24 protein-coding genes are annotated in these 26,400 nt (G+C 58.6%); 8 read left to right on the top strand and 16 right to left on the bottom strand.

Annotated features, from left to right (window positions below):
- Positions 1-105: 105 nt before the first annotated feature.
- From flaF to Q666_RS50510, 9 genes are all read right to left on the bottom strand, one after another.
- A complete protein-coding gene (gene flaF, locus Q666_RS65545) occupies positions 106-423 on the bottom strand; it encodes a flagellar biosynthesis regulator FlaF (RefSeq protein WP_077292437.1) in 318 nt (105 codons plus the stop codon).
- Positions 353-847, bottom strand: coding sequence for a flagellar biosynthesis repressor FlbT (gene flbT / locus Q666_RS50550; RefSeq protein WP_006932693.1), 495 nt, complete (start codon positions 845-847; stop codon positions 353-355). Before flbT ends, flaF begins: the two co-directional genes overlap by 71 nt.
- A gap of 92 nt (positions 848-939) precedes the next feature.
- Positions 940-2,433 (bottom strand): flagellin, encoded by a 1,494-nt coding sequence (locus tag Q666_RS50545; RefSeq protein WP_023000694.1) that lies wholly within the window; start codon positions 2,431-2,433, stop codon positions 940-942.
- Between the two features lie 289 nt (positions 2,434-2,722).
- Positions 2,723-4,219 carry a flagellin gene (locus Q666_RS50540; RefSeq protein ID WP_023000695.1) on the bottom strand — a complete coding sequence of 499 codons (1,497 nt, stop codon included), beginning with the start codon at positions 4,217-4,219 and terminating at the stop codon, positions 2,723-2,725.
- Positions 4,220-4,895: 676 nt separating this feature from the next.
- Positions 4,896-6,392, bottom strand: a complete 1,497-nt coding sequence (locus Q666_RS50535; RefSeq protein ID WP_023000696.1) for a flagellin — start codon at positions 6,390-6,392, stop codon at positions 4,896-4,898.
- A gap of 630 nt (positions 6,393-7,022) precedes the next feature.
- Positions 7,023-7,418, bottom strand: a complete 396-nt coding sequence (locus Q666_RS50525; protein ID WP_023000698.1) for a hypothetical protein — start codon at positions 7,416-7,418, stop codon at positions 7,023-7,025.
- Positions 7,419-7,692: 274 nt separating this feature from the next.
- Positions 7,693-8,187 (bottom strand): hypothetical protein, encoded by a 495-nt coding sequence (locus Q666_RS50520; RefSeq protein WP_023000699.1) that lies wholly within the window; start codon positions 8,185-8,187, stop codon positions 7,693-7,695.
- Positions 8,184-8,495, bottom strand: a complete 312-nt coding sequence (locus Q666_RS50515; RefSeq protein ID WP_023000700.1) for a rod-binding protein — start codon at positions 8,493-8,495, stop codon at positions 8,184-8,186. The genes Q666_RS50520 and Q666_RS50515 overlap by 4 nt, the downstream gene beginning before the upstream one ends.
- A complete protein-coding gene (locus Q666_RS50510) occupies positions 8,495-9,619 on the bottom strand; it encodes a flagellar basal body P-ring protein FlgI (RefSeq protein WP_023000701.1) in 1,125 nt (374 codons plus the stop codon). Before Q666_RS50510 ends, Q666_RS50515 begins: the two co-directional genes overlap by 1 nt.
- Here Q666_RS50510 and Q666_RS66225 point away from each other — a divergent pair.
- From Q666_RS66225 to dksA, 3 genes are all read left to right on the top strand, one after another.
- Positions 9,600-9,896 (top strand): hypothetical protein, encoded by a 297-nt coding sequence (locus Q666_RS66225; RefSeq protein ID WP_161633296.1) that lies wholly within the window; start codon positions 9,600-9,602, stop codon positions 9,894-9,896. The two genes, Q666_RS50510 and Q666_RS66225, sit on opposite strands and share 20 nt — an antisense overlap.
- A gap of 56 nt (positions 9,897-9,952) precedes the next feature.
- Positions 9,953-10,372 carry a flagellar assembly protein FliX gene (locus Q666_RS50500; RefSeq protein WP_023000703.1) on the top strand — a complete coding sequence of 140 codons (420 nt, stop codon included), beginning with the start codon at positions 9,953-9,955 and terminating at the stop codon, positions 10,370-10,372.
- A gap of 165 nt (positions 10,373-10,537) precedes the next feature.
- On the top strand, positions 10,538-10,954 hold the full coding sequence (gene dksA / locus Q666_RS50495; RefSeq protein ID WP_006932683.1) for an RNA polymerase-binding protein DksA: 417 nt from the start codon (positions 10,538-10,540) through the stop codon (positions 10,952-10,954).
- A gap of 277 nt (positions 10,955-11,231) precedes the next feature.
- On the opposite strand, the gene Q666_RS50490 is transcribed toward dksA, so the two are convergent.
- The 7 genes from Q666_RS50490 to flgF all read right to left on the bottom strand — a co-directional run bounded on the left by Q666_RS50490 (position 11,232) and on the right by flgF (position 18,604).
- Positions 11,232-13,214 (bottom strand): bifunctional 2',3'-cyclic-nucleotide 2'-phosphodiesterase/3'-nucleotidase, encoded by a 1,983-nt coding sequence (locus Q666_RS50490; protein WP_023000704.1) that lies wholly within the window; start codon positions 13,212-13,214, stop codon positions 11,232-11,234.
- Between the two features lie 206 nt (positions 13,215-13,420).
- A complete protein-coding gene (locus Q666_RS50485; RefSeq protein ID WP_023000705.1) occupies positions 13,421-14,227 on the bottom strand; it encodes a lytic murein transglycosylase in 807 nt (268 codons plus the stop codon).
- A 132-nt stretch (positions 14,228-14,359) separates the two neighbouring features.
- On the bottom strand, positions 14,360-15,124 hold the full coding sequence (locus tag Q666_RS50480; protein ID WP_023000706.1) for an NAD(P)H-dependent oxidoreductase: 765 nt from the start codon (positions 15,122-15,124) through the stop codon (positions 14,360-14,362).
- Between the two features lie 189 nt (positions 15,125-15,313).
- Entirely contained in the window at positions 15,314-16,063 is a 750-nt protein-coding gene (flgH, locus tag Q666_RS50475; RefSeq protein WP_023000707.1) for a flagellar basal body L-ring protein FlgH, read from the bottom strand.
- The gene (flgA, locus tag Q666_RS50470; RefSeq protein WP_023000708.1) at positions 16,064-17,041 is read right to left on the bottom strand and encodes a flagellar basal body P-ring formation chaperone FlgA; all 978 of its coding nucleotides are present in this window, start codon (positions 17,039-17,041) and stop codon (positions 16,064-16,066) included.
- Positions 17,042-17,058: 17 nt separating this feature from the next.
- A complete protein-coding gene (flgG, locus tag Q666_RS50465; RefSeq protein WP_023000709.1) occupies positions 17,059-17,841 on the bottom strand; it encodes a flagellar basal-body rod protein FlgG in 783 nt (260 codons plus the stop codon).
- A 22-nt stretch (positions 17,842-17,863) separates the two neighbouring features.
- Positions 17,864-18,604, bottom strand: a complete 741-nt coding sequence (flgF, locus tag Q666_RS50460; protein WP_031269185.1) for a flagellar basal-body rod protein FlgF — start codon at positions 18,602-18,604, stop codon at positions 17,864-17,866.
- A gap of 282 nt (positions 18,605-18,886) precedes the next feature.
- On the opposite strand from flgF, the gene Q666_RS50455 reads away from it, so the two are divergent.
- From Q666_RS50455 to Q666_RS50435, 5 genes are all read left to right on the top strand, one after another.
- Positions 18,887-19,399, top strand: a complete 513-nt coding sequence (locus tag Q666_RS50455; protein WP_023000711.1) for a flagellar basal body-associated FliL family protein — start codon at positions 18,887-18,889, stop codon at positions 19,397-19,399.
- A gap of 50 nt (positions 19,400-19,449) precedes the next feature.
- Positions 19,450-20,646, top strand: coding sequence for a flagellar motor switch protein FliM (fliM, locus tag Q666_RS50450; protein ID WP_228872743.1), 1,197 nt, complete (start codon positions 19,450-19,452; stop codon positions 20,644-20,646).
- The gene (locus Q666_RS50445) at positions 20,643-21,200 is read left to right on the top strand and encodes a DUF6468 domain-containing protein (RefSeq protein WP_031269186.1); all 558 of its coding nucleotides are present in this window, start codon (positions 20,643-20,645) and stop codon (positions 21,198-21,200) included. Before fliM ends, Q666_RS50445 begins: the two co-directional genes overlap by 4 nt.
- Complete coding sequence (locus tag Q666_RS50440) at positions 21,197-21,928, top strand: hypothetical protein (RefSeq protein ID WP_023000714.1); 732 nt, start codon at positions 21,197-21,199, stop codon at positions 21,926-21,928. Before Q666_RS50445 ends, Q666_RS50440 begins: the two co-directional genes overlap by 4 nt.
- Before the next feature lie 93 nt (positions 21,929-22,021).
- Complete coding sequence (locus Q666_RS50435; RefSeq protein WP_208993900.1) at positions 22,022-26,311, top strand: tetratricopeptide repeat protein; 4,290 nt, start codon at positions 22,022-22,024, stop codon at positions 26,309-26,311.
- Positions 26,312-26,400 lie beyond the last annotated feature (89 nt).

Below are 26,400 nucleotides of genomic sequence, written 5' to 3'. Positions count from 1 at the left end.
GGTGAACGTTGCAGTCAAGAGAAAGGCCGCCGAGGTTACCCTGGCGGCCTTTCTTGATCTTCTATCGTGTTTTCCGAGGCTGTTCTTGAACCGGCCGCGCCGGGATCAGGACCTCAGACCCTCGGCAATCGAACGATTGATGCTGATGAGGGTATCGAGCTTGTTTTCGTCGTCAGTCGTCATGACTGTCATGGTCTGCTTGAACACGAACACGCCCAGCGAGGCGATGTTGTTCTTGATGTCCTGAGGCAGTTCGCTTTCAGGACTGGTCGCGGACGTCACGAGAATTGTCCAGAGCTTGCGGTTGTACACCAGGGCGTCATCTTTTTCCGCAAGCGAGGAATTTGCCCATTCATCCTTGATCAACTGAAGCCGGGCTGCGGCCTTCATCAGCAGATTCGCTTCCAGCTCCCTCGGTGACATCGCCACCTGGCTTGTTTTCTGGTAAGCCTGCGCTGCCTGTTTGTACATGACTGATCAGCGTCCCTTCGTACTCGATGAGCTTACGTGCTTCTTTCAGTGCTTTATAGAAGGCGCCGGTTAGTATGGCGTTACTAATCCTGGTGACAAAAGGGATCGTACTCGGCGCGGCTTTCACTATGTCATTGACGAGGCTGAAGTAACTCTCCTGTATCTTCTCCAAGTCAGTTGACAGATACATCAGCTGAACGGCTAGGTAGACCCGTTTGGCTGGTGTATCCGCAGTGGCCGGCGTGAGAATATCCTTTTCTCGCAGAATGGGAGCCTGGCCTTCGATAAAGAGGCGAGTGCGTTGATTGTCATTGGTGATAACGCTTTCCCCAATGATAATTCGCTCGCCCGGTTTCAGCTCGACCTTGAGCGCCATTCCGTGACCTCCACGCAGAAGTATCGCTGTGAAACGTTAACGAAATCGTTAACGATTTGCCCCCGATACCTTAATGATAACTGCCGCCGGTGTTAACCGAACAGGCTCAAGACGCTCTGATCTGCCTGGTTGGCCAGAGACAGAGCAGTCGAAGAAAGCTGCTGACGGGTTTGCAGCGCCAGCATGTTAGCACCTTCTTCGTTCATGTCCGCAATAGTTAGGTGGCCAGCGCCAACCTCCAGCGTGTTGATCAGATTTTGGGTGAAATCGGTCCGGATTTCCACAGTCGAAAGAGCCGTACCCATCGAACGGGCCGCATTGCGAAGCTCGTCGAGCGCCGCGTTGATGGCCTGAAGCGTTCGATCGATATCCGTATCCGACTTGAATTCGGACGGCGCTGCCGTCAGTGACACGATTCCTGTCGTCGATCCGAGCGTCGTTCGGTTGAAGTCGCTGTTGCTGCTGGAAATGTCGAAAGAGACTTCGCCGATAAGGCTGATGCTGCCGCCCGAGAAGGTGGCATCCAGGCCCTTTACGTTGTTGATGAAGGTCACGAGATCGCTGACCGTGGTTTCTTCGTCTATCTCAAGAGAGGCCGGTTCGAAGCCGTTGCCGTCGGTGATCGTGATCGTGTCGCCGGCCTGGAAGCCGCCGGAGGAGACCAGCGTTGCCGTGGAACTGAGAGGAGACACCGTCATCGTGGTCGTTGTGCCGCCGGTGTCGCCACCGTCCGTCGCTGCGCCACCACCGGTGTTGTCCTTGGAAATATAGAGAGGGTTGTCGAGACCGGACGTGATGGTGATGGAGTCCGTGGCTTCGTCAAAAGTGGCGTGCACGCCGTTCAGATCGTTCAATGCGTCCACGTAGTCCTGCACCGTGGTGATGTCGGTACCGACCGTCAGGTTGGTGGTGCCGGAGGAATCCGTGATGCTGACAACGTTGCCGGTTGCCCAGTCGGCGAGGTCCGTCAGATTCGAGGACGCCTGCAGGCCTGACAGGGAAATGGAGGTGGTGCCGCTGAAGAGGTTGAAGGACGAGGTGCCGGTGCCTCCGGCATCCAGGTCATCCAGATTGAGACCGTCATCGAGTGAAGTGTCTGTAAAATCTACCGGATTAACGGTCAGATTCGAGGTGCTGTCCTCGTTGAAGATAACTTCCAGTTCGTTGCCGGCACCGGCAAGAAGGTTCTTGCCCTTGTAGCTGGAGTCCCGTGCCATATCCTCGATCTGCTCGAGCAGATCGTTGTACTGGCTGGTGAACAGCTTGCGTTCGTATTCACTGGAGGTCTGCAAGGCCTGGTTCGCGATTGCCTTGGCCGACTCCACCAGTTTGGTGATCGACGTGATGCCCTTGTCCGCTGCCCTGATCGTCTGAACCGCCTGGCCCATGTTGTCCAAGAGGTTGGACAGATCACTCGCGCGGTCGTTCAGGGATTGTGCCGTGAAATAGGAGTTTGGATTGTCGAGCGCCGTGTTGACCTTCAGGCCCGTTGCCAGGCGCGTTTGCGTGATCGACTGCAAATCCGCCGTCTGTTTCAGCGACAGGAGATTGTCCCGGACAGCACTGGAGAGAACAATATCAGGCATCAGACTTCACCGCTTTCCCTATTCAGGTCTCGCCAAAGGCAACATGCGGGTAATCCAAGTCGAGCATGCACCTTTGCCGTAAATCTAAATGGAAAGTTAATCACTGATGCACGTATTAACGTCCCGTAAATAAAAGTTACCAAAAGGTTTCTTTTAAGATGTTGATTCTCAATGATAAAAAATTTCGGGTTCAGACAGTAATTCACGGCGTAAACGAAAACGGCGGACCAGTGGCCCGCCGTTTCTGATGCTTGTCTGTGAGTCGTGCGTCCGACTGATTCTCTTTGAATTAGAAGAGGGATAGCACGGTCTGGTCCGCCTGGGAGGCGAAGGACAGAGAGGTGGAAGCAAGCTGCTGACGGGTCTGAAGGGCCAGCAGGTTTGCACCTTCCTCGTTGGTGTCGGCCAGGGTCAAAAGACCTGCACCTTCCTGCAGAGTATTGATCAAGGTCTTCGTGAAGTCTTGCCGGATCTCAACAGTCGAGAGGTTGGTACCGAATTCGGAAGCCTGGGACCGCAGGTTTGACAGACTGGTGTTCAACCGGTCTATGACGCGGTTGATGTTCGTATCCGTTGCGAACCCACTGTCTGAGATCGCTTCGATCACGATGCCATCCGTGTCCGCGGTAAAGCCGGAGCTGTTGAAGTCCGTGTTGTCACTGGTCAGCGACAGGTCGGTTTCCGACGTGATGGTGATACGACCGGAGCCGTCATCGAACTTGGCCGAGACGCCGTTGAAGTCGTTGATGAAGTTTTCCAGGTCATCAACGGTGCTGTCTGCTTCAACTTCGAAGGTGCCGAGCTCGTAGCCGTTACCGTCCGTCAGCGTCAGAGTATCGCCAACAGCGAAGGAACCGGAGTCGATCAGGGCATCCGTGGTCGAGGAGAACGCGGTTGCGTCGACGAGGGTGCCTGCAAAGCTCGTGGTCGCAGAACCGTTACCACCGATGTAGAAGTCTTCATCGGAGTAGATGGTCAGTTCGCCCGTGCCGTTGTCGAATTCTGCACGAACACCGGCAATGGCGTTGAGGCCATCAACCAGATCCTGAACGGAAGCCGTCGAGGAAACACCACCGGAGAGCACGGCCGGGTTGGTGGCAGTGTCGTTGACGAAGGACAGGCTCTGGGTCGTGGAGATCAGAGTGGAGTCCGACAGGGTGGAGGAAGTGTTCAGGGCAGAACCGCCTGCATCCTGCAGGGTGATGACGGTCTTGCCGCCCTGCAGCTGCAGGGAAGAGGTTGCACCTTCGCCTTCTGCGAGGTCGGAAAGGTTCAGACCGGTGGACAGTGCGGTGTCGGTGTAGTCGACCGCTTCAATTGTCAGCTTTGAGGTCGCATCTTCGTTGAAGATGGTGGTCAGGTCGTTGCCGTCACCTGCAAGCAGGTTCTTGCCTTTGTACGAGCTGTCCTTGGCGACGTCTTCGATCTGTTCCAGCAGGGCGTTGTACTGTGCTGCGTAGGTTTTACGCTCGTACTGGCTCTGGGTCTGCAGGGCCTGGTTGGCTTTTGCCTTCGCGGTTTCAACCAGATCCGTGATGGTCTGAATGCCTTTGTCCGCGGCTTTGATGGTCTGCAGGGACTGGCCCATATCGTCCAGCAGGGTGCTGAGATCGCCTGCGCGGGAGTTCAGTCCGGATGCCGTGAAGAAGCTGTTCGGATTGTCCAGCGCGGAGTTCACCTTCATGCCGGTTGCCAGCTTGTTCTGGACGCCCGACATCAGGTCTGCAGTGGATTGAAGTGTGAGGAGGTTTTGCCGCACGGCGGCTGACAGCGTAATGTCACGCATCGGGTTATCCCTTTCCTGGGTCAAATTTCAACTGCTCTTCCTGAGCAGGTTGGGACCGATCATCGAGCGTTAACCTTAATCAATGGTTAAGCGCTTGAAAAATAGGGTTATCAGGAGGTTAACGCCGTTTTGCGACCTGTCTGAACTGTCAGGGGGATTGCCTTCTAGTGCCGAGGCAGAGTTCCAAAAAGTGCCAGTGTCTTTACTGCGAGGGCAGGGTGCCAGGTTACCGCGACAGGCATGCAAAGCCCGGAGTTCAGCGGGTTTTGTCCTCGTCGGGTTCTGGCGGGACAAGCGATCTCAAAAAAATCAATGCGAGGTGTCACGGGCGGCGGCGCCGGCCTTGCATGTTCGCGCTGGCATCCGGAGGAGGCCCGAGCAGCCATGGCAATTTGAAGGAATGGGCGTGGGCTGCGAGCCGCGTTTATATCCACCGGAACCAGAATCTTAACGATTGGGATCAGGCAAGGCTTTGAAACCGATGTTCGGGAAGAGGGGAGGTTTCGGGTTGGGGGCGTGTCTTGGGAGTGAGCTTGGGGAGTGGGGCAAAATATAGATGCGCTTAAAGGTTTCCGCGGGGCGAACGGCTGGATCGGGAAACGCGCTTGAGGATCCGGAAACAAGAAAAGCGGGCCGTGGCCCGCTTTCCAATGTCGTTCTAACCGAAATGTCTGGCTTAGAAGAGACGCAGAACGTTCTGGTCTGCCTGTGCTGCGAAGGACAGCGAGGTAGACGCCAGGCTCTGGCGAGTCTGCAGGGCCAGCAGGTTTGCACCTTCTTCGTTGGTATCGGCCAGCGTCAGCTTGCCTGCACCTTCTTCCAGCGTGTTGATCAGGTTCTTGGTGAAGTCCTGACGGTTTTCAACGATGGAGAGGTTGGTACCGAAGGAGGAAGCCTGCGTTCTCAGGTTCGACAGTGCAGTATTCAACCGGTCAACAGTACGGTTGATGTCCGTATCCGTCGCAAAGCCACTGTCGGAGATCGCCGAGATGCCGATACCGGTGGAGTTTGCGGTGAAGCCGGAGCTTGCAAAGTCGTCGTTGTCACTGGTCAGCGACAAGTCGGTTTCCGAAGTGATGGTGATGCGGCCAGAGCCAGTGTCGAAGTCAGCGGAGACGCCGTTGAAGTCGTTGATGAAGTTTTCCAGATCATCAACCGTGCTGTCTTCTTCAACTTCGAAGGAGCCGAGCTCGTAGCCGTTGCCGTCCGTCAGCGTCAGAGTGTCGCCAACAGAGAAGGAACCGGAGTTGATCAGAGCATCCGTGGTCGAAGAGAACGCAGTCGCGTCGACGAGGGTGCCTGCAAAGCTCGTGGTCGCAGAACCGTTACCACCGATGTAAAAGTCTTCATCGGAGTAGATGGTCAGTTCGCCCGTGCCGTTGTCGAATTCTGCACGAACACCGGCAATGGCGTTGAGGCCATCAACCAGATCCTGAACGGAAGCCGTCGAGGAAACACCACCGGAGAGCACTGCCGGGTTGGTGGCAGTGTCGTTGACGAAGGACAGGCTCTGGGTCGTGGAGATCAGAGTGGAGTCCGACAGGGTGGAGGAAGTGTTCAGGGCAGAACCGCCAGAATCCTGCAGGGTGATGACGGTCTTGCCGCCCTGCAGCTGCAGGGATGCGGAAGCGCCTTCGCCTTCTGCGAGGTCGGAAAGGTTCAGACCGGTGGACAGTGCGGTGTCGGTGTAGTCAACAGCTTCAATGTCGAGCTTCGAAGTGGAGTCTTCGTTGAAGATGGTTCTCAGGTCGTTGCCTTCACCTGCGAGCAGGTTCTTGCCTTTATAACCGGAGTCCTTCGCCAGATCTTCGATCTGCGTCAGCAGGTCGTTGTACTGAGCAGCAAACTGCTTGCGCTCGTACTGGCTCTGGGTCTGCAGGGCCTGGTTGGCCTTTGCTTTTGCAGATTCAACGAGCTTGGTGATGCTCGAAATACCCTGGTCGGCTGCCTTCAGGGTCTGCGTGGACTGGCCCATGTCGTCCAGAAGAGTGGACAGGTCGTTTGCACGGGAGGTCAGGCCGGAAGCCGTGAAGAAGCTGTTCGGATTGTCCAGAGCGGAGTTCACCTTTTTACCGGTCGCCAGTTTGTTCTGGACGTCCGACATGAACTGTGCGGTGGACTGAAGGGTGTTGAGGTTCGCGCGAACCGCGCTCGACAGAGTAATGTCGGCCATTTTGTGTCCTTTCTAGGAGTACAAGATACGAGGACCCTTCCTGGGTCCGAGGGACATCTATCGGCGCTTTCTTGTAAGAAGTTCTAAACAAAGATGGTTAGCGTAAATTAACCTTAACAGCCCCCTAAGCCGAGCACATAAAATCATTGCCAGAAAAAGTTGAGTATATTGTTTTGAAAGACAAATTTTAGCTGAGTAAAGATCTTAACAAGGCGCAGCGAATGCTTAGGGGATGCCTATCGCCAAGTGCTCGGTTAGCGCAAATTTCCCCTAAAGGCGGTCGACTTGTCTGTAACCTGACGGATTTGTTAACTCGTGTGCGGAACGAGACCGGTGAAGGTGCCGAAATCGAGGACGATAGACAGATGCGCCGGCAAGGCGCGCCAGGCCGATTGCACGTGGGGTTTGCCAGCAAGCTTTATAGAGCAAGCGTCAGGGAACGCGCGTGAGGAGGCTGCAAGCGATCAGTTGAAAGGCCGTGTGGGTTTGAGGCTGAAGCCGTCGCTTGAGGAGGGCAGCAACCCTGCGGGAGACGATTGGGGAAAGTCGAGCAGACAGGGGATTGCCAAGGTCACAGCAAAGCCGGGCGCCGTTAGGAAACGGGCAGGATATATGGATGGCTGCGCCTGATCAGATAACGCGCTGAACCGATTCTGCCTGGGGCTGGGTCTGCCGGGTTTCTATCGACTCGTTGTACGCCCGCAGACGAAGCAATGTCTCTGCAGGTATCTGCCGGACGACCTGACCGGTTTCGGTGTTGGTCGCGACATAGACCAGGGCGTCGTATTCCGGGTCGATGATGTTCTGACGTTCGACCGTGGAAGAAAACCGTTCGCCAAACGAACGCTGGTCGCGCTCGTTGTTCGCACTGCGCTGTGCGTTTTGCGTCTCGGTGGATGGTCTTACGGTCTCTTCGACCGGAAGGTCCGTCTCAACTGAAGGAGCATTGCGCTCCGGAGCCCGCGCTACCGGCGTAATCGCCGTATATGTCGGCGATGGCGGCCGGGCCAATCCCGTGTCCAACATCTTTTCCTCCGGGTGACTAACAACTTTTACCCGATCAATCTGGAAAGATAACGTAAGGGAATGAATCGTCTGTTAACGGAATGATTAGACTTTTAAGGATTGCGATCTATCCGGTTGCGGCTGTTTCTGATTCGCTCTCGCAGTCCCGTCCTGCCGTTTGGGGAAACCTCTGGGCAGGTTTCGCGAGGGGGATAAATACACGAAAAGCTCCCGGCGGGGAGCTTTTCATCGTTACAGGATACCCGGCGTGGTTCTTGCTAGCTGTCAGCAATCCTCAGAGCGACTGATTAACAGCGATGCCCCGAGCGGATTGCGGTCCGGTTGGCGCAGAACCGTTTCGTCCGTAGGTGGTCGGTGCATTGGCATTCTTGGCACCGGCGACCTTCGCGACGGTTGCAACGATGTTATTGGCAACGTCTCTTGCCGTTGAAAGCACCGCCAGGTTGATGCGCAGAACCGGCTGGAATTCGCTGTGCTGGCGACGCAGCGACTGGGTGGATGCCGGGGAAAGATTGCCCAGGGCGACCGCGTGTTCCTTCGCTGTCATCATGCCGCGGGTGTATTCGTGGATCAGCCGGGCCTTGTCGGGCTGCAGTTCGCCGGCTTCCCGGAGTTTACCGGCCCTGACCAGATCGGTTTCCATTTCGATCACGGACAGGAGGGCTTCCATGGTGCCGGACAAGGCAGAGCAGAACTGCTCGGCTTCCTGCTGGCTGGTCGGCCGCTCAAGGGAAAACGGAAAGGTGGATGCGTTGGGTTGTGCGGTCATCTTGACCCCTCCTGCAATGCGAGCAGTTCACGTTCCACGCTGTCGGCAAGGCCGATGCCGCCTGTTTGGGCGATGTTGCGTGCATATTCGTCGACCAGAAGGCTCTGCCAGGCATCCGCCCCGTGGCCTTTGCCCCAGGTGCCACCGTTTTCAAGGCCGGTGAACATGTTCTGGAGCATGGTGTTCAGGAAAACCGCCTCAAACTCTTCGGCGGCCTCGCGAACGCGCGTCTTGTTGGTCCGGTCGACGCCGCGCAGCGTGTCCAGCGGGCTTTGTTGAAAGGATGTCGGTGAAACAAGCTCGGCCATCACAGCACCTCGATATCGGCCTGGAGGGCACCTGCGGCCTTGATGGCCTGCAGGATCGAGATCATGTCGCGTGGACCGATCCCGAGAGCGTTCAGACCATCAACAAGCTGCTTCAGCGTGACGGTTTGCGGAACGATGGCGAGTTTGGAGCCTTCCTCATCCACGGTGACGTCAGAACGCGGCACCACGGCGGTCTGGCCGTTTGCGAAAGGCAGCGGCTGCGAGACCTGCGGAGATTCGGCAATCGTCACGGTCAGGTTGCCCTGGGCAACGGCGACCATGGAAACCTTCACGTCCTGTCCCATGACGATGATGCCGGAGTTCTCGTCGATGACGATGCGGGCTGCCAGATCGGGTTCGACGATCAACTGCTCGATGTCCGTCAGAAGATCGACGATGTTGCCATCATATTGCTGCGGCAGATCGATGCGTACGGTTGCCGGATCAAGGGGCTCGGCAGTCGGCATGCCGATCAATTCGTTGACGGAGAGCGCGATGCGCCGCGCGGTGGTCAGATCCGGATTGCGCAGGGCGAGACGAAGCGTGGTCAGCGAAGCCAGCTTGAATTCCAGTTCGCGTTCAACAAGGCCGCCATTGGCGATCCGTCCGGCGGTGGGAACACCGCGAACAACCGACGCGGCATCCGCTTGTGCGGAAAAGCCGCCGATCGCGATCGAACCTTGGGCGATTGCGTAGACTTCACCATCGGCACCGACCAGCGGTGTGACCAGAAGCGTGCCGCCCTGAAGCGATTCTGAATCGCCGAGGGCGCTGACGTTGACGTCGATCCGGGTACCTTGTGTGGAGAAGGGCGGCAGGTTGGCAGTCACCATGACGGCCGCGACGGTGTTGGTGTTCAGGTCGATGTTGCGGGTGTTGACGCCGAGACGTTCGAGCATGGCCTGCAGGCTCTGCTGCGTGAAAGGCGAATTGTTGAGCGAGTCGCCGGTGCCATTCAGGCCGACCACGAGGCCGTAGCCGATGAGCTGGTTTTCGCGAATGCCTTCGAAATCGGCAATATCCTTGATACGGGAGGCGGCGTGTACCGGTGCCAGCAAGGTTGTTGCAGCAACGGCGGCGGCAGCACCCAGAAGTGCCAGCCGCTTGAACCCTCCGCAGATCATTTCACCAATTTTTCGCATTACCGATCTGGCCCGCCATCGTGTTTCCGGCTTTGCTGCCGGGATACATATATTCGAAATGCGCAATGCGAGAGCCGTGCCACTTTTTACAAAGGCGTTGGTTCTTTCCATAAAAGTGGCGGAAATCCGGGCTCTTTGCTGGTATAATCACGAGCATATCCACGCAAAACTGTCGCTTGAGGTTAAAGAAATGTACCTGTTGGTCGGCAAATATTGCCTCACCCCCAAGGACTCATTTACCCTTCTCGGCAGAATCTGACGGGCAGAGCCACTCCATGCGCCAGAATTGCCGTCAGTCCGACTGGAAGATCGATCATGCGTATTACAGGCAATAAACCCATTTCCGGCGTTCAGGGACGAGGCGCCAAGAAGAGCGTTTCTTCAAACGGCGACCAGTTCGCACCGGACCTTGGGGGTGAGGTTTCACAGTCTTCCCAGACCGCGGGCGGTGCGTCCATTCAGGGCATGGATGCCTTGCTGGCCCTGCAGGAGGTTGACGACCGCGCCGAGCGCCGATCCCGCGCCACCAAGCACGGGCACAATCTGCTGGACACACTGGAGTCGGTGCGGGCGGATCTGCTTGCCGGACACGTGTCGGAGGACCGGCTGGAGCTGCTCGCCAGGCAGGTTTCCAAACGCCAGTCGAGTGGTGATCCTGAGGTTGATTCGGTGCTCGAGGAGATCGAATTGCGGGTCAAAGTCGAGCTTGCAAAGCTCGGCCGATTCCAGGATTGAGCGTGCACACAAATCGATAAAATTTGTCGGCTTAGTGTTCAAAATTTACGCAACGTCTTGAAAGGTATAAACTTTCCTTGACGCCATTTTTAGCAAATGAACCGTTGTCCGCTGGCGGAACCGCCTATATATTGCGCCCGGCATAACGGTAATCCGGAGCTATCGATGACGGTTGAAATTGAGTCTGAATATCGACCCTCGGAAGACGAGCCGTTCATGAATGACAGGCAGCGCGAGTACTTTCGGAACAAGCTGCTTGTGTGGAAAGAAGAGATCCTGAAGGAAAGCAAGGAAACCCTCGCCAATCTTCAGGAGGAAAGCCAGAACCATCCTGACTTTGCCGACCGTGCGTCGTCCGAAACGGATCGGTCCATTGAACTTCGCGCCAGGGACCGTCAGCGGAAACTGATCTCGAAGATCGATGATGCCTTGGAACGCATTACAGACGGAAGCTATGGCTATTGCGAAGAGACCGGCGAGCCGATCTCTCTTCGGCGCCTCGAGGCGCGCCCGATCGCGACTTTGTCGATCGAGGCTCAGGAGGCCCACGAGCGTCGGGAAAAAGTGTATCGCGACGACTGATTTCCAGAAAACGGCCGGTTTGCCGCACAGACGGCAGATCCGTAACGACTTTCAAGACCTTCCCCTCGTGGGAAGGTTTTTTTATGTCTGTGGCCAGCATTCCCATGCCGACCGCCCGCACGCCTCACCCTGAGGAGGACCGTCAGGTCCGCCTCGGAGGATTGGCAGCACACTCACAAGCATGCGGCCCATCCTTCGAGACAGCGCTATGCGCTTCCTCAGGATAAGTTTTTGGGGGACCTGCTCGTTCAAGCAGGCTTACGAAAGTCGTGACCGTTCAAAGCGTGATCCGGTAACGGGCAAAACCATCTGCACCGTCGCCTGCCGGTTCGATCCGGACACCTTCCACGGAGGCGGCGTGTTCCGTGCCACCCGGGCCGGTTTCGAACAGGACGCTGGTATCCGGCATCGGTTTGAACGACCAGTTGGCATCTGCCGAAGGGTTGATCGTGCCCTGTTCGACAATGTAGCGCACCAGGACGTCGCGATTGGTGTCCGGGCCGATGAAAACGACAACGTCGTCGCTGATGCCGGGGAAATTGCCACCGCCACCTGCACGGTAATTGTTGGTCGCGACCACGAAGGTTGCTTCAGGATCAAGCGGTGCGCCGTTGAATTCCAGGTTCACGATGCGGCTGGCGTCCGGATTGAGGACTTCGCCTTTCGCGTCGTATTTCGATGGCTGGCTCAGGTCTATCTGGTAGGTGACACCGTCGATCACATCGAAATTATAGCTTGGAAACTCCGGGTTGATCAGTGTCTGGTCGGCCTTGCCGGGCTCGATTTCCTGGAAAATTCCGGCTGAACGTTCCAGCCATTCCTTCACCGTGCTGCCCTTGATGGCGACCGCGCGAATGGTGTTCGGATACAGGTAGAGATCGGCCACGTTCTTGATGGCGACATCGCCGACCGGAACGTCGGTGTAGTAGTCCGGGCCGCCACGACCGCCGGCCTTGAAAGGCGCTGCTGCGGAAAGTACCGGCAGGCCTTCCCATTCCGTACCCTTCAGCATCTGTTCGATGTACCAGATCTGCGCCTTTGAAACGATCTGGACGCTCGGGTCGTCGGCCACGAGGGCGAAATAGGAATGCAAGGGAGCCGACGTCTTGCCGACGGGGCGGCGGACATAGGCAAGGGTTGCCTCGTGATCTTCCTTCACCGCATCGAGTACATCTTGCTGGCTTTCAACCAGAGGTGTCACCGTTCGACCTTCTTTTTCGTAGATCGGGCGTGCTTCGGTCATGAAATTGGCGACACGCCAGCCGTTGCCGTCGCGCTCGATCATCAGGTCGATGACGCCCAGATGCGATCCCCAGAAACCGCCCATCGCGGCAGGCTTGCCGAACAACGTGCCTTTCTCGCTGTCGATACCTGGCAGTCCCTCATACTGGGGACCGGGGAAGACCAGATGCTGGTGACCGGTAAAGACGGCGTCGATCCCGTCCACGCCGGCAAGGTGCAGGGAGGCGTTTTCCATGCCTTCGGAATAATCGTTGGCATCAATCCCCGAGTGGGAGAGGGCGATTACAAGGTCGCAGCCCTGTTCGCGCATTTCCGGGACGAAGGCCTTGGCGGTTTCGATAATGTCACGCGCATTGGCGTTGCCTTCCAGGTGGCGGCGGTCCCAGTTCATGATCTGCGGTGGCACGAAGCCGATGAAGCCGATCTTGATCGGATAGGACTTGCCGGCACCGTCGGTGACTTGTTTTTCAACGATCACATAGGGCTTCAGGAAAAGGGCGTCGTCTCGCGGGTTGCCGGCCAGCGCGCTGCCCTTGACAAGATTGGCGCAGACGACGGGGAAATTGGCACCGGCCAGCACCTTCATCAGGAAGTCCAGGCCGTAGTTGAATTCGTGGTTGCCGAGTGTTGCCGCGTCGAATTCAAGGACGTTCATGCCCTTGATGACTGGGTGCAGGTCGCCTTCGCTCATGCCGCGTTCATAGGCGACATAGTCCCCCATCGGGTTGCCTTGCAGAAAGTCGCCATTGTCGACCAGAACCGAGTTTGTCGCCTCGTTCCGGATATCGCGGATCAGTGTGGCTGTTCGGGCGAGGCCGGCGGTGTCGACAGGTTTGTCGCTGTAATAGTCGTAAGGGAAAACATGGACATGGAGGTCAGTGGTCTCCATCAGGCGAAGGTGAGCCGTACCTTCCTTGGCCAGAACCGAATAGGGGTGCAGAGCTGCCGTGAAGCCAGTTGCCGCCGCGCCCATCAAAAGGGTGCGCCGTGAAATCGAAAAGTCTTTGATACTGGACATGGAATGGCTCCTGTTCGGTCGCTCGGCGATTGGTGTTGTTTAGCCTTGCGGAACAGCGCGAGCCGGACCGACAGCTGCCGGTGCCCGCCGGGCGGCATGTTTCCGCGGCACACGGTTTTGGTCCGCGAGGATTACAACCGTATGACGCAAATTGCTGCCCGGATCGTCAGTTTTGTCAAGCAGGTTTATGGGTCGTCGAGCGGGGTCTACTCGCTGATCTGGCCTGCCATGACCGAGATCGTTTCCACGTAGACACTGGCCTTGTTCCATTGCTTGAGAACGTTGTAATTGGCAGTGCCCGGGCCCCAGCCCTGGCCGCGGCGCCAGCCTTTCTGGGCAAGATAATTTGCGGTGGAAGCCAGCACATCGGGAATGGAGCGGATCAGGTCCTTGCGGCCGTCGCGGTCATAATCGACCGCATAACGGACATAGCTGGTGGCGAGAAACTGGGTCTGGCCGAGTTCGCCGGCCCAGGCCCCTTTCATTTCGGCCGGCTGCATGTCACGGCCCTGCACGATCTTGAGCGCGGCGACCAGTTCGGCGGTGAAGAAATCGGACCGGCGGCAATCATAGGCCAGCGTGGCAAGGGATTGCAGGACCGGCATGTTGCCGGAGAAGCTGCCGTAGTTGGTTTCAAGCCCCCAGATCGCCAGCAGTACAGGCGCCGGGACCCCGTATTTCTTTTCGATGCCACGGAAGATGCGGGCGTAGGTCTTGCCGAGCTGCTTGCCCCGCCGGATCATCGCGTTGTTGACCCGCTTGGCATAGAACTGGTTGAAGCTGAGCTTGAAGGATTTCTGGTTCCGGTCGAGCGAGACCACCTTCTTGTTGTATTTCACGTTCTTGAGGGACGATTCAACGACCCTTTTCTTAAGGCCGTAGCTTTGGGAATTTGCAATGAACGACTGTTTCCAGGCTTCAAAACCACCCGGGCCATTGCCGCAGCTTGCACTCCAGGCAGAAGGTGCGGACAGAAGAACAAAACCAAAGACGAATGCAGAAAGGAGGCGCATCGAATCCCCGCTGGGCCAATGTAAGATTACCGGCATTCTATCCGAAAAAGCGGTAGCGTCATCCGGCAGATAGAGGAAAAAGAGGAGTGGAGGCGGACAAATCCGGTCTCGTCTTTTCCGGTTGCCGCAAAATCAGGGGTCGTGCCGGATGAAGTGGCTGTGAGATGGCGCGCCCGGGCTAAGGGTGCCGGCGCGGTCGAATTCGCTGTCGGCATTGAAGCTGATCTTCGGCAGCGTTGCGAACCTTGCGATCGTCTCCCGGTGGCCTTCGATCTCGTTTTGAAGTCGCGTTTCCAGGTCGTCCCGTGCCGCCCCCTTGTGATAACCGTGAACACCGTGGACGATCCTGGGAACCAGAACATCGAAACCCAGATAGCGCAGTGTGTAGGCGAGCGGCCAAAGCAGCATCTGAATGTCGCCTTCCTTGCCGTTGTGGGCACTTTCGCTCGCCTTGGATCCGGTCGTGACACAGAAGAGAACGGGCTTGTTCCTGAAATGGCCGGTATCGAAACGGTTGGAAGTGTCGTGCAGGCCGCCGTTGGCCAGCACGCGCTCGCACCAGCCCTTCAGGATGGCAGGTGGGGCGAACCACCACACCGGAAAATGAAACACGATCCGGTCCGCCTGGCGCAGCTTCTCGACTTCTTCCGTAATGACCGACGGAAGGTTTCCGGTTTTCGAGGCCGCTTCCTGTGTTTTCAGAACGTCGTAAGGTTCGGTGACGATCTCCTCTGCGTAGTGCGCTGCGCGCTCCGCCGGATCAAAGCCAAGCTGGTAGAGGTCTGACCAAAGCACCTCATCGCCTTCAGCTCGGCACGCGGCTTCGGTTGCGCGCGCCCAGGCAGCGTTGAAGGAAGTCTGAGCAGGGTGGGCGAGAACGATGAGGGTGGTGGTCACGCGGTAGGGTCTTCCGGAATGAGCGACAAATCAGGTAACGGGCCACACCCTAAACGGTCTTTTCCGGCCTGGAAATGAGAACGGGCACGATGCTCGGGGAGCGAGACATCGTGCCCGTCATCAGCCGGGCCGGCGGCGCTTCTAGAACGCGTCGCCGGATTCGGCCGGGGGACTGTGAAAGGTTTGGGATCAGAAGGGGAGCAGGATATCCAGCACCTGGTTGCCGACCCGTGGCTGCTGGACGTCGGTAATCTGGCCGCGGCCACCATATCCGATCCGCGCTTCGGCGATCTGCTCGCTGGCGATGCGGTTATCCGACGTAATGTCTTCAGGTCTGACGATGCCGGCGACGATCAGCTCGCGGACTTCGAAGTTCACACGAACTTCCTGACGGCCTTCGATCACCATGTTGCCGTTCGGCAGAACCTGGGTCACCACGGCGGCGACGGTGGTCTGCAGGACTTCGTTGCGGTCAACGCTGCCGTCGCCCGAGAAGCTGGAGTTGCTGTTGACGTTGGCAAGGTCGCTGGCGGCAGAACTTGCCGGCAGGAAGATGGTGTCGATTGCCGTTCCGAGTGCGCCACCAACATCGGCACCGCTGGACTCAGACCGGCTCCGCTCGGTCTTGTTGTCGATCTCGGCCTGGTCGTCGATGGTGACGACGACCGTCAGGATGTCGCCAACCTGGCTGGCGCGCTGGTCCTTGAAGAAGGCGCGGCTGCCGGACTGCCACAGCGAATTCGGATTGTAATGGGCCTGCTGCGGTTCCGGCATGGGCATCTGCACGGGCCGGTAACCCGGAGTGGTGGTCGGATCCTGAATGGCGTTCAGGGCTGGCTGCTGGCCAACATTTGCGAGTTTGTCGGCAGTGCCGCACCCCGCGGCGAGGGCGGAAAGGGCGATGCTTGCCAGCAGGTGTCTGGGAAAGGTGCTCAGCATTTAATTTTTCTCGCTGTTCAAGCTTGCAACAATCGGATTGGCGGCGTGAACGCGTACTTGGCCGCGGGAGGTAATCGTCGCCGGCACGATGCGCCGCGACTGCAGGTTCATGACGTCGATCACGTCGCCCTTGGCGCCGGTATCCATGGCCTGGGCCCGTGAAGTCAGCTTCATGCCCGGCATGACATAGGTGACAGTGATCTTCTCACCGCGTTCGATCAGGATCGGGCGCTGGACGTCATTGCGGGACAGGGGCGAATTCGCACGCAAGGTGGTGCGGGCCTGCTTGCCGACAATGTCTTCCATTTCGGTGAGGGCACCTGCCGGTACCTTGGTGCGGGCTTCGCGAATGATGTTCAGGTCTTCTTCACGAACAATGTCGCCCCGGCGCACGGGCTGCACCAGAACCAGCACATCGACCATCTCCGTCGCAACGCCGGTCAGGGTCAGAGGCTCGGTTCCGAACTCGACTGCGACAGCTGCGTGGATGGTGAAGCGGCCGTTCGACTGGGACCATTCAACCCGGTCGATGCGGATCGGATCGTGTACCTTGGGATCGGCGAGAACCTGATCCGGCGCCTGCAGCAAGCGGATATCCAGGCGCTCGGCATCGATGCCGGCGTTGCGGTCTGCCAGAGCCTTGCGGGCAAGGCCGGCAAGCTGGTCCCGGTTCAGCCTTGTTGCCCCGCGAAAGACGACGACGGTTCGCAGGCCATCGGTGCCGGCCGTCTCGAGGCCGGCCGCGCGAGCGCGTTCGGCGACGACATCCGCGGGCACATTGCCGGAGGTTCCCATATCCGGTGAACGGAACAGCGGCTTGGACGCCAGCAGCCCGGCATTGGAATAGAAGTCGCCAACCGTCACGATGTCCGACAGGGTCATGACCTGCGACCGGAGCACGGGTTTTTCGTCCGCCAGGGCAGGCAGGGACAGCAAGCCCGCCAGCAGCAACCCGACTTTCAGCAGATGTCTCATCATCGTCTCAAGCCTCGGTCTTAGCGGAGGTTCGTGGTGGTGGAATACATCTCGTCGGCTGCCTGGATGATCTGTGAGTTCATCTCATAGGCGCGCTGTGCGGAAATCAGGTCGGCGATTTCCGTGACTGCATCCACGTTGGCCATTTCAAGAAAATACTGCTGCACCGTGCCGTAGCTCTCGTCGCCCGGATTGCTGGTATCGGGTGCGCCGCTGGCGTCTGTTTCCAGGTAGAGGTTGTCGCCAATGGCTTCGAGACCAGCCTTGTTGACGAAACGGGCAAGCTGGATCTGGCCGAGCTGAACAGTATTGCCGCCCTGGTCGACACCCTGAACGACACCGGTGTTGGAAATGGTGACGTCCTTGACCGTTTGCGGAATGGTGATGCCCGGATTGACGGAATAGCCGTCGATGGTCACCAGCTGCCCGTTGGCATCGCGCTCGAAGGAACCGTCACGGGTATAGGCCGTCGTTCCGTCCGGCATGTCGATCTGGAAGAAGCCTTCGCCGCGGATGGCCAGATCCAGTTCCTTGCCGGTTTGCTCAAGAGAGCCCTGGGACATGATGCGGCCGGTGGCTGCGATCTTTACGCCGGAACCGATCTGGATACCGGTCGGGACGATGGTGCCGGAATCCGATGTTTCCGTGCCCATGCGACGCAGGTTCTGGTAGAGCAGGTCCTGAAAGTCGGCCCGCTGCTTCTTGAAGCCTGTCGTGCGCATGTTGGCGACGTTGTTCGAAATGACTTCGACGTTCAGTTCCTGGGCCTTCATGCCAGTTGCGGCGATATGAAGTGCTTTCATGGTAGTGATCCCTTAAAGGCGCTTAGGCCTGAATCTTGCCGAGAGTGGAGATCGCCTGCCGGCGCAACTCATCCAGGTCTTTCACGATCTTGGAAGTGGAGTCGTAAGCGCGCGTCACTTCGATGAGGCGCGTGACTTCCGTGATGCCGTAGACGTTGGAGCCTTCGACGGCGCCCTGCACCATGCGGACTTCCTGGGCCGGTATCGGGTTATCAGCCTTGAACATCGTGTTGCCGATCTTCTCCATCGTCCGAACGTCTTCGAAGTCGACGACCTTGATGCGGCCGCGAATGCCAAGTCGGGTGGAGATCGTGCCGTCCTGGGCAATCTCGACGCGACCATCTTGTTCGTTGAAGGAGATCGGACCCTGGTCGGTCATGACAGGGCTGCCGTCTGCCGAGATCATCTGGCCGGTGGAATCGAGCCGGAACGCGCCGCTGCGCGTATAGGCTTCTGTTCCATCGGGCATCTGCACGGCGAAAAAGCCGTCGCTGTTCAGCGCAAGATCGAACTCGTTGTCCGTCAGCTTGATCGGCCCGTGCGTGAAGTCGGTCCGTGTCGTGAACATGTCGACATAGGAAATGGCGCGGTCCTGCGGCTCAAAAGCCGAGCCGTCTGCCACCGGCATGACGTATTCCGAAAAATGCAGATTCTGCGACTTGAACCCGGACGTATTGATGTTCGCCATGTTGTTGGCGATCACATCCAGATGGTTCCGCAGGATCGATTGCCTTGATAAGGCAACTAGTTGAGCGTTCTCCATAGTGAACGGTTCCCTTCGTGCTCCCCGAGTAAGCCGGCCGATCTCCCCAGATCCGCTGGCTCGTTAAGGTTAATGCACGAGGCGTGCCAGTTTTTAAATCCTTGGGAAATCTGGGTAAAAATCAAAAGGGGCGGGTGCGCGCGGCAAGAGATTCCGGCAGAAGTTAACCACTTGGCAATTTTTGCCCGGTGACTCGCGTTAATGGCTCGGTAACCATTCGTTAACCATTAACTCTTTAGTAATAAATAAGCGCGCGCGAGCGCCTGCAGATCGGAGTGCGGAATGACAGACGAAAACGCCGCAGCCGGAGAAGACGGCGAGGATGGAGCTGAAGCTGGTGGCGGTGGCCGCAAGAAGAAGCTTATCCTGTTTGGCGGCATCGGTCTGGTGGTTCTGCTCGCCGCAGGTGGGGCGGCCTATTATTTCCTGATGGGATCGAGTGCACCGGCACCGGTTCCCGGAGAGACGGAAGCGCCGCAGGAAGTGCAAAAACCGGTGGTCTTCTATGACCTTCCGGAAATGACGGTGAATTTGGCGACGGAAGGGCGCACGACCTATCTGAAGGTCAGGATTGCCCTGGAAGTCGAGAACCGTGCGATGATCGACCAGATCCAGCCGTATCTGCCGCGCATCCTGGATGCGTTTCAGATCTATCTGCGCGAGCTTCGCCCTGCGGACCTGGAAGGGTCTGCCGGTTTGTTCCGCCTGAAGGAAGAATTGCTCAGACGGATCAATCTGTCGGTTTATCCGGCGAAAGTTGAAGGGGTGCTGTTCAAGGAAATCCTTGTCCAGTGACTTTGTGAATGGCTGATATCGACGACGATGACGACCTGTCCGAAGAGGACATGGCCGATGCCTGGGGCGCCGCTCTTGCAGAGCAGGGTGCCGGCAGCGACGACGACGAAGATCTCGCCGCGGCGTGGGGTGCTGCTCTAGAGGAGCAGGGCGCCGGCAGTTCCGACGACATGGCGGCCCAATGGGCAGCCATGATCGACGACAGCGAACCGGACCTTGAAAATGCCACGCGCGGTGCTGACCGTGTCCTGAACCAGGAAGAAATCGACAACCTCCTCGGCTTCAACATCGAGGACACGATTGCTGGCGACCAGAGCGGCATCCGCGCGCTGATCAACTCGGCAATGGTATCCTACGAGCGTCTGCCGATGCTCGAAATCGTGTTCGACCGTCTTGTGCGTCTGACGACCACGTCCTTGCGCAACTTCACGTCCGACAACGTGGAAGTGTCGCTCGATTCCATCAGCTCGGTTCGTTTCGGCGACTACCTGAATTCCATCCCGCTGCCGGCCATTCTCGGTGTCTTCAAGGCCGAGGAATGGGACGGGTTTGGTCTGATCACCGTTGAATCCAGCCTGATCTATTCGATTATCGACGTGCTTCTTGGTGGAGGTCGGGGGACATCGGCCGTGCGCGTCGAGGGCCGGCCCTACACCACGATCGAGACCGGTCTGGTCCAGCAGATGGTGGCGCTGATCCTTCAGGATGCCGAGCACGCCTTCGCGCCGCTTTCTCCGGTCCATTTCAACCTGGAACGTCTTGAGACGAACCCGCGCTTTGCCGCGATTTCCCGGCCCGCAAACGCCGCCATTCTCGTCGAGCTCAGAATCGACATGGAAGACCGGGGCGGGTCCGTCGAAATCATGATGCCCTATGCAACGCTGGAGCCGATCCGCGATCTGCTTCTGCAGATGTTCATGGGGGAAAAATTCGGCCGGGATCCGATCTGGGAAGGCCATTTGGCGACCGAAATTCATGCCGCGGAAGTCGAGGTCGATGCGGTTCTTTACGAGACCTATCTGCCGCTCGGACGGGTGCTCAGTCTCGATGTCGGCCAGACGCTTGTCTTCGACAAGGAACCGACCGACCCGGTGACGATCAAATGCGGCAACATTCCACTGACCGAGGGAACGCTCGGCAAGGTGGAGGATTCCATTGCCATCCGTGTCGCAAAGAATTTGCGCAAGCCAAAAATGACGTTGGCCGCCTTCGAGCGCGCCATGCAAAGCGAAATGGGGGACCAATGAGCACTTTGCCACTCGGAATGATCATTGAAGGACTGGTCGCGGTTCTTCTGGTGATTACCATCGGCTACTGCTTCACGCTGAACCGCCGTCTGCAGCGCTTGCGGGCCGACGAAGAAGTGCTGCGTGCGACCATTTCGGAGCTCATGACGGCCACGGAAATTGCCGAGCGTGCCATCCTCGGTCTGAAGACGACCGCAGCGGAGGCTGACAAGACACTTGGCAGCCGTCTTAAGCAAGCGGAAACCATGTCTCACACTCTTGCCGAACAAGTCGGCGAAGGTGAGATAGTATTCACGCGGATTTCGCAGATTGCGGAGGCGGCCCGTTCGGCTGCGCCGCAGCGCGAGGCGGTGACGAGGAGCGATCCTTATGCGGCTCAGCCGCAACCGGAACCGCAACAATACGCGCAACAGGCTGCAGGCTATGGCCAGGCAGCTCCGGCCGTGGAGCCGGAGCGCCGCAGGAGCAGCCGGGCTTCCGACATTCGCAGTGCTGCGGCGGAAGCAACTGCGCGGCTGGAACAATTCCGTAAACGGAACGGTGCTGCTGCATGAACTTGAGACTGCTGCCTTTGTTGGGTGTTTCGGCAAGCGCTCTGCTGGCCCTGAAGCTGCTTGGCTTCGCGCTGGGCCCGCAAAGCGGCAACCTGCCCATCAATGGCGCAGTCGCACAGGAAACGCCGGGGGCTGACGGCGGTGACATGGCTGATCCAACGGCTGAAATGGCCGCGGATGGTCCGCCGCCGCCACCGCCGCCGGGGGGCGGGCTGCCCGATCAACCGGCCCTGCCGGACAGTCTTGAAATCGGTGGTTCGGCCGCCGAGCGCGCCGTTCTGGAAAGTCTTGGCAGACGGCGCGAGTCGCTGCAGGAGCATGAAGGCCAGCTGGACCTGCGTGAAAAGCTTCTGCAGGCCACCGAAGAGCGCATTCAAAAGCGCGTTGATGAACTGAAGAAGCTCGAAGAGCGCATCGAGGCAGCTGTCGGACAGAAGCAGGAGCAGGAAGAAAACGAAATTGCCGGCCTCGTGACCATGTACGAAAGCATGAAGCCGAAAGATGCCGCCCGGATCTTCGATCGCTTGAGCCTGCCGGTCCTTTTGAAGGTGGTGCGCCAGATGAAACCTCGAAAGATGGCAGATATCCTCGGGAAAATGGATCCCGAAGCGGCCGAGCGCATGACAGTGGCAATCGCGAACGCCTCTCCGTTGCCCTCAGCGGACACAAAACCGGTGCAGGCACAGGCGCAAGCGCCGGAGGCCTTGCCGAAAATTCCGTCAAACTGACCGAGAAGACCGGATTTCGGCGTATCGCGTAAGGGCACGTTAACAAGACCTGACTAACAATAGTGTGTTGGCGTCATCCGAGGACAGAACATCTTGCCAGGACCGTTCCTGACATCCCAGACCGGCGGAACTCCCGCGTTTTCGGACAGGGTGCGAGTTTTCGCGCGCCTGCTGTTTTCGTTCTGGCTTGTTCTGGCCTGCGTCACGGGTGCCGCCCTGGCTCAATCCGACAATCTGGAACCGGTTGATCTGACCGTTTCTCCGGGGGAGGGTTATGGCCGTATTGTCCTGACGTTCAAGGACCGCACGCTGCTTCCGATCTATGATGCGGTCATCACAGGCGGGGTCCTGCGGATTTCATTTGAAGATCCGATCGACATCAACGTTGACGATGTTCCGCTGGACCTGGGCGACTACGTGACCATCGCCCGGCGAGATCCGGACGGAAGTGCCATCCGCTTTGCACTGAAGAACCAGTTCCAGATCAATACTCTGGAAGCCGGCGAAAAGCTGTTTGTCGATATCCTGCCGATGGACTGGCAGGGCTTGCCACCAGGACTTCCCGACGATGTCGTGCGTGATCTTGCAAAGCGTGCCGAAGAGGCGATGCGCAAGGTTCGTGCCCTCGAACAGGCGCGACTCAAGGCTCAGGAAGGGCCGGAGGTGACGCTGCATGTAGGTGAACATCCGACATTCACCCGTCTGGTGTTCGACTGGTCGATCAAGTTCGACACCGCTTTCGTGCGCGAAAACGACATCATCAAGGTGACGTTCAACCATCCGGCACAGCTGGACATTGCCCACTTGCGCGCGCATCTGCCCCAAGGGGTGATCGATGCGACCTCCTTCCTGGATCAGGGCAAGCTGAAATTCCTTATGCGCGTCGAGCCGTCGGTCGACATTCGGGCGTTCCGGGAGGAACAGACCTACGTTATCGACGTGACGCCGGAAAACATGGAAGTGAATGATCCGGCAAATGCGCTGATCAACAAGGAACTGTCCGTCGAGGACAACGAAAACCGCAAGGACATGATTACCGCGCCGGGCCTGCGCGACACGCGTGAGGTCAAGAACCCGCGCGGGAATCCGACGTCCGGCGGCAGCACTGCGAGCGGAGGCGGGGTCCTGAAGGAATCCAAGGCCGATGAATCGCCGGCCTATACGATTGTTCCGCTGGGAGGCGGCAAGACGGATGAAGGGGCCGAGGCACCGCAAGTGCCCCAGCCGTCAGCCGTTGAAAACTCTGATCAGTCCGCCGCACTGTCGGCCGAGCCCGATCCGGAAGCCGGACGTGCGAACGCTCCGGCCGAAACTCAGCTTGCCATGGTCCCGCGCATCAAACCGTTGGTCGGGGAAGAAGCGCTGCCAGGGCCAGGTAGCGGAACCGAGATCGCTGCCGCTGGTGTTGACGTCACTCCGACCGCCTTGGCGGTCGAAACGCTTCCTGCACCAGAGCTTGCTGCCGCTGTCCTGCCGATTTCGGTTGATGGCGCAGCTGAATTGCTGACGACAGCGGCCATTCCCGCGGCCGAAGTAACCAGCGGGAACGACGCCGTTGCTCCGTCCAACGCTGGTCTGGTAACCGTTGCCCAGGCTGAGCCCGGTGCTTTGCCGTTGAACGAAGTGCTGCCGGAGGATGAGGAAATCGTCCGGGAAGCGCCGATGCTGGACTTGTCCACGCAGCAGATCGGCGACCAGCAGCAGGAAGCCGCGCCCGAAAACAACGGCATTCCGACACTGCAGCAGGTCGACACAATCAACCGAGGTAGCCAGCCGAATGCGCCGTATGGCGCAACGCCAGTGCAGATCCTGAACACGCCGACGCTTGGTAGCGGCGACGTTCCAGCCGGGATCCAGCTTCCCGGCACGCAGCAATCAGCACCGGAGACCTGGCGCGCGAACGGCGGTCAGGATTTGAACCAGGGGCGTCCCTCACCGGAGCAGCCGCCGGAAAACTTCGCTGAGGAAGTGCGCAATTTCGTTTCTGCTGAAGCCCGGCGCATCGGGAACACGGTCCGCGTTGTGTTTCCGTTCTCCGAACCGGTTTCCAGCGCGGTGTTCCGGCGCAATGACAGCATCTGGCTGATCTTCGATACCGATGCCACGATCGACACCAGGGGGATGGTCTCGGCACTGGCTGAAACGGCGGAAACTATCGAGGTTCAGCAGTTCGACGATTACCAGATCCTGCGGATGGACATGACCGATCCTGTACTGGCGACGGTGGGTGTTGACGGCAATGCCTGGTCGCTCGTTATCGGCGACCTGATCCTGGAACCCTCCATTCCGCTGCAGCTGGAACGGACTGTGCGAGGCGATGGCGGCTCCGTGCTGCGTGTGCTCTATCAGGATCCGCAGAACATTCGTCAGATTACCGACCCGTTCGTTGGCGACACGATATCTCTTGTCACCGGCTTCGGTCCGCCACGCGGTCTGTTGAAGCCTCAGACGTTTGTCGACCTGGACGCCCTGAGTTCCGCGCAGGGCATTGCCGTCGTGCCGAAGTCTGACGGCTTGAAGATGAAGATCCTTGGAGATGACGTGATCATCGAAAAGGAAGGCGGTCTTGCGCTTTCCAGCCAGCATCTGCGAGGCGGATCCGGATCGAGCCAGACAATCGTCGATCCGGAAGACAGCAACTTCATCGAGTTCGTATCCCTGAGCACCGAAGGTCCGGGGGCTTACCGCACCCGCCTGCTGGAGCTGCAGGACAAGCTGGCTAAGTCGCCGACAGGCAAGCGTCGCAAGCCCTTGATGGCTTTGTCGCGGTTCTATCTGGCGCATCAGTTTGCGCAGGAAGCGCTGGGGCTGATGAAGCTTGCGCTGGAAGAAGAGCCGGCACTTGCCGAAGACAGTTCCTTTAATCTGATGATGGGGGCGGCCCAAACCCTGGCCAACCGGCCCGACGCGGCCTATGCGCATCTGAACCGACCAGACCTGAAGAACAGCCCCGATGCTGCTGTCTGGCAGACGATTGTTGATGTGAAGCTGGGTAACTGGACGTCCGCCCGTATTGCCATGCCGCGCGGACGTGCCGTGGTCGGCAACTACCCGGAAGCCATCCAGACAGAATTCAAGCTCGCCGCCGCACAGGCCATGGTCGAGGTCAATGATTTCGGTGTTGCCAACAGCGTGCTGGCCGAGATCGAGCCCGCCGAAGTGACGCGGACGCAGGCTGCCCGTTACGATATCCTGCGTGGCCGCGTTGCCGATGCCTCCGGCCGGTCGCAGGAAGCCTTGACCGTGTTCGATCTCGTGACCAGGTCCGACGACCGGCCGCGGGCGGCCGAAGCGGAATACCGCGCGCTCCGGATCCGTTACCGGGATGGCGAACTCAACATGGAGCAGGCCATCGATCAGCTTGCCGGGCTGGCAACGTCCTGGCGTGGTGATGAAATCGAATTGAAGACATTGAGGTTCCTGGCACAGCTCTATGCAGAGCAGGGTCAGTACCGCGAAGCGTTCGAAGCCATGAAATCGGCCGTTCAGGCTGAACCCGATGCGGATACCACGCGGCTGCTGCAGGAAGAGATGAACGGCCTCTTCAACGCGTTGTTCCTGGACGGCAAGGCGGACGAGATGCAGCCGGTGAAGGCGCTGGCACTCTTTTATGATTTCCGCGAACTTGTGCCGATCGGTCGTCAGGGAGACGAGATGGTCCGCCTTCTGGCCAAGAGACTGGTGGAAGTCGACTTGCTGGACCAGGCAACCGAGTTGCTGCGCCATCAGGTTGACAACCGCTTGAAAGGTGCAGCGCGGGCACAGATAGCAGCGGATCTTGCGGCGATCTACCTGATGGATCGCAAGGCTGAAGAAGCACTGCGGGTGCTTAACCGGACACGGCAGGCGAGCCTTCCGTCGACCCTGGAGCGTCAGCGCAACATCGTTGAAGCCCGTGCCCTGACCGAAAGCGGGCGCCCGGATCTTGCGCTGGAACTGGTTCGCAACATGCGCGGTTCGGATGTCGATCGGTTGCGGGCAGATACATTCTGGGCAGCCGAAAGCTGGCGGGATGCGGGTGAGCAGCTGGAAGCGATGCATGGCTCACGCTGGTCCGACAATATTCCGCTAGATGATCTTGAACGCCGCGACATCCTGCGGGCGGCCATCGCCTATTCACTGGCGGGCGACCAGCTGAGCCTGGAGCGCCTGCAGACAAAGTACATGTCCAAGATGTCCGACAGCCCCGAGGCAATGTCCTTTGAGGTCGTGACCCGGCCGATCGAGGCGCAGGGCGTCGAGTTCCTTGAAGTCGCCAACAGGCTTGCCGATGTCGATTCACTGGAAACCTTCCTGAAAGAATACCGGCGTCAGTACATGTCTCCCGATCGCAGCCCGGATCAGTCTGCCGCGGCGCCCGTCACGGAAGAAAACGCCGGCTGAAGCTGACGCTGTTTGAAAGTTGTCCGGTTGCAGGGGGACTTGCGCACCGGTGCCAACTCCTGTTCAGTTGCGGTCGTTCACCCTTCCAC

Origin of the sequence: Labrenzia sp. C1B70 (assembly GCF_000475395.1) — a bacterium.
Classification (GTDB): domain Bacteria; phylum Pseudomonadota; class Alphaproteobacteria; order Rhizobiales; family Stappiaceae; genus Roseibium; species Roseibium algicola.
Note: the sequence above shows the minus strand (reverse complement) of the source record. Positions and strands in the feature narration are given on the sequence as shown.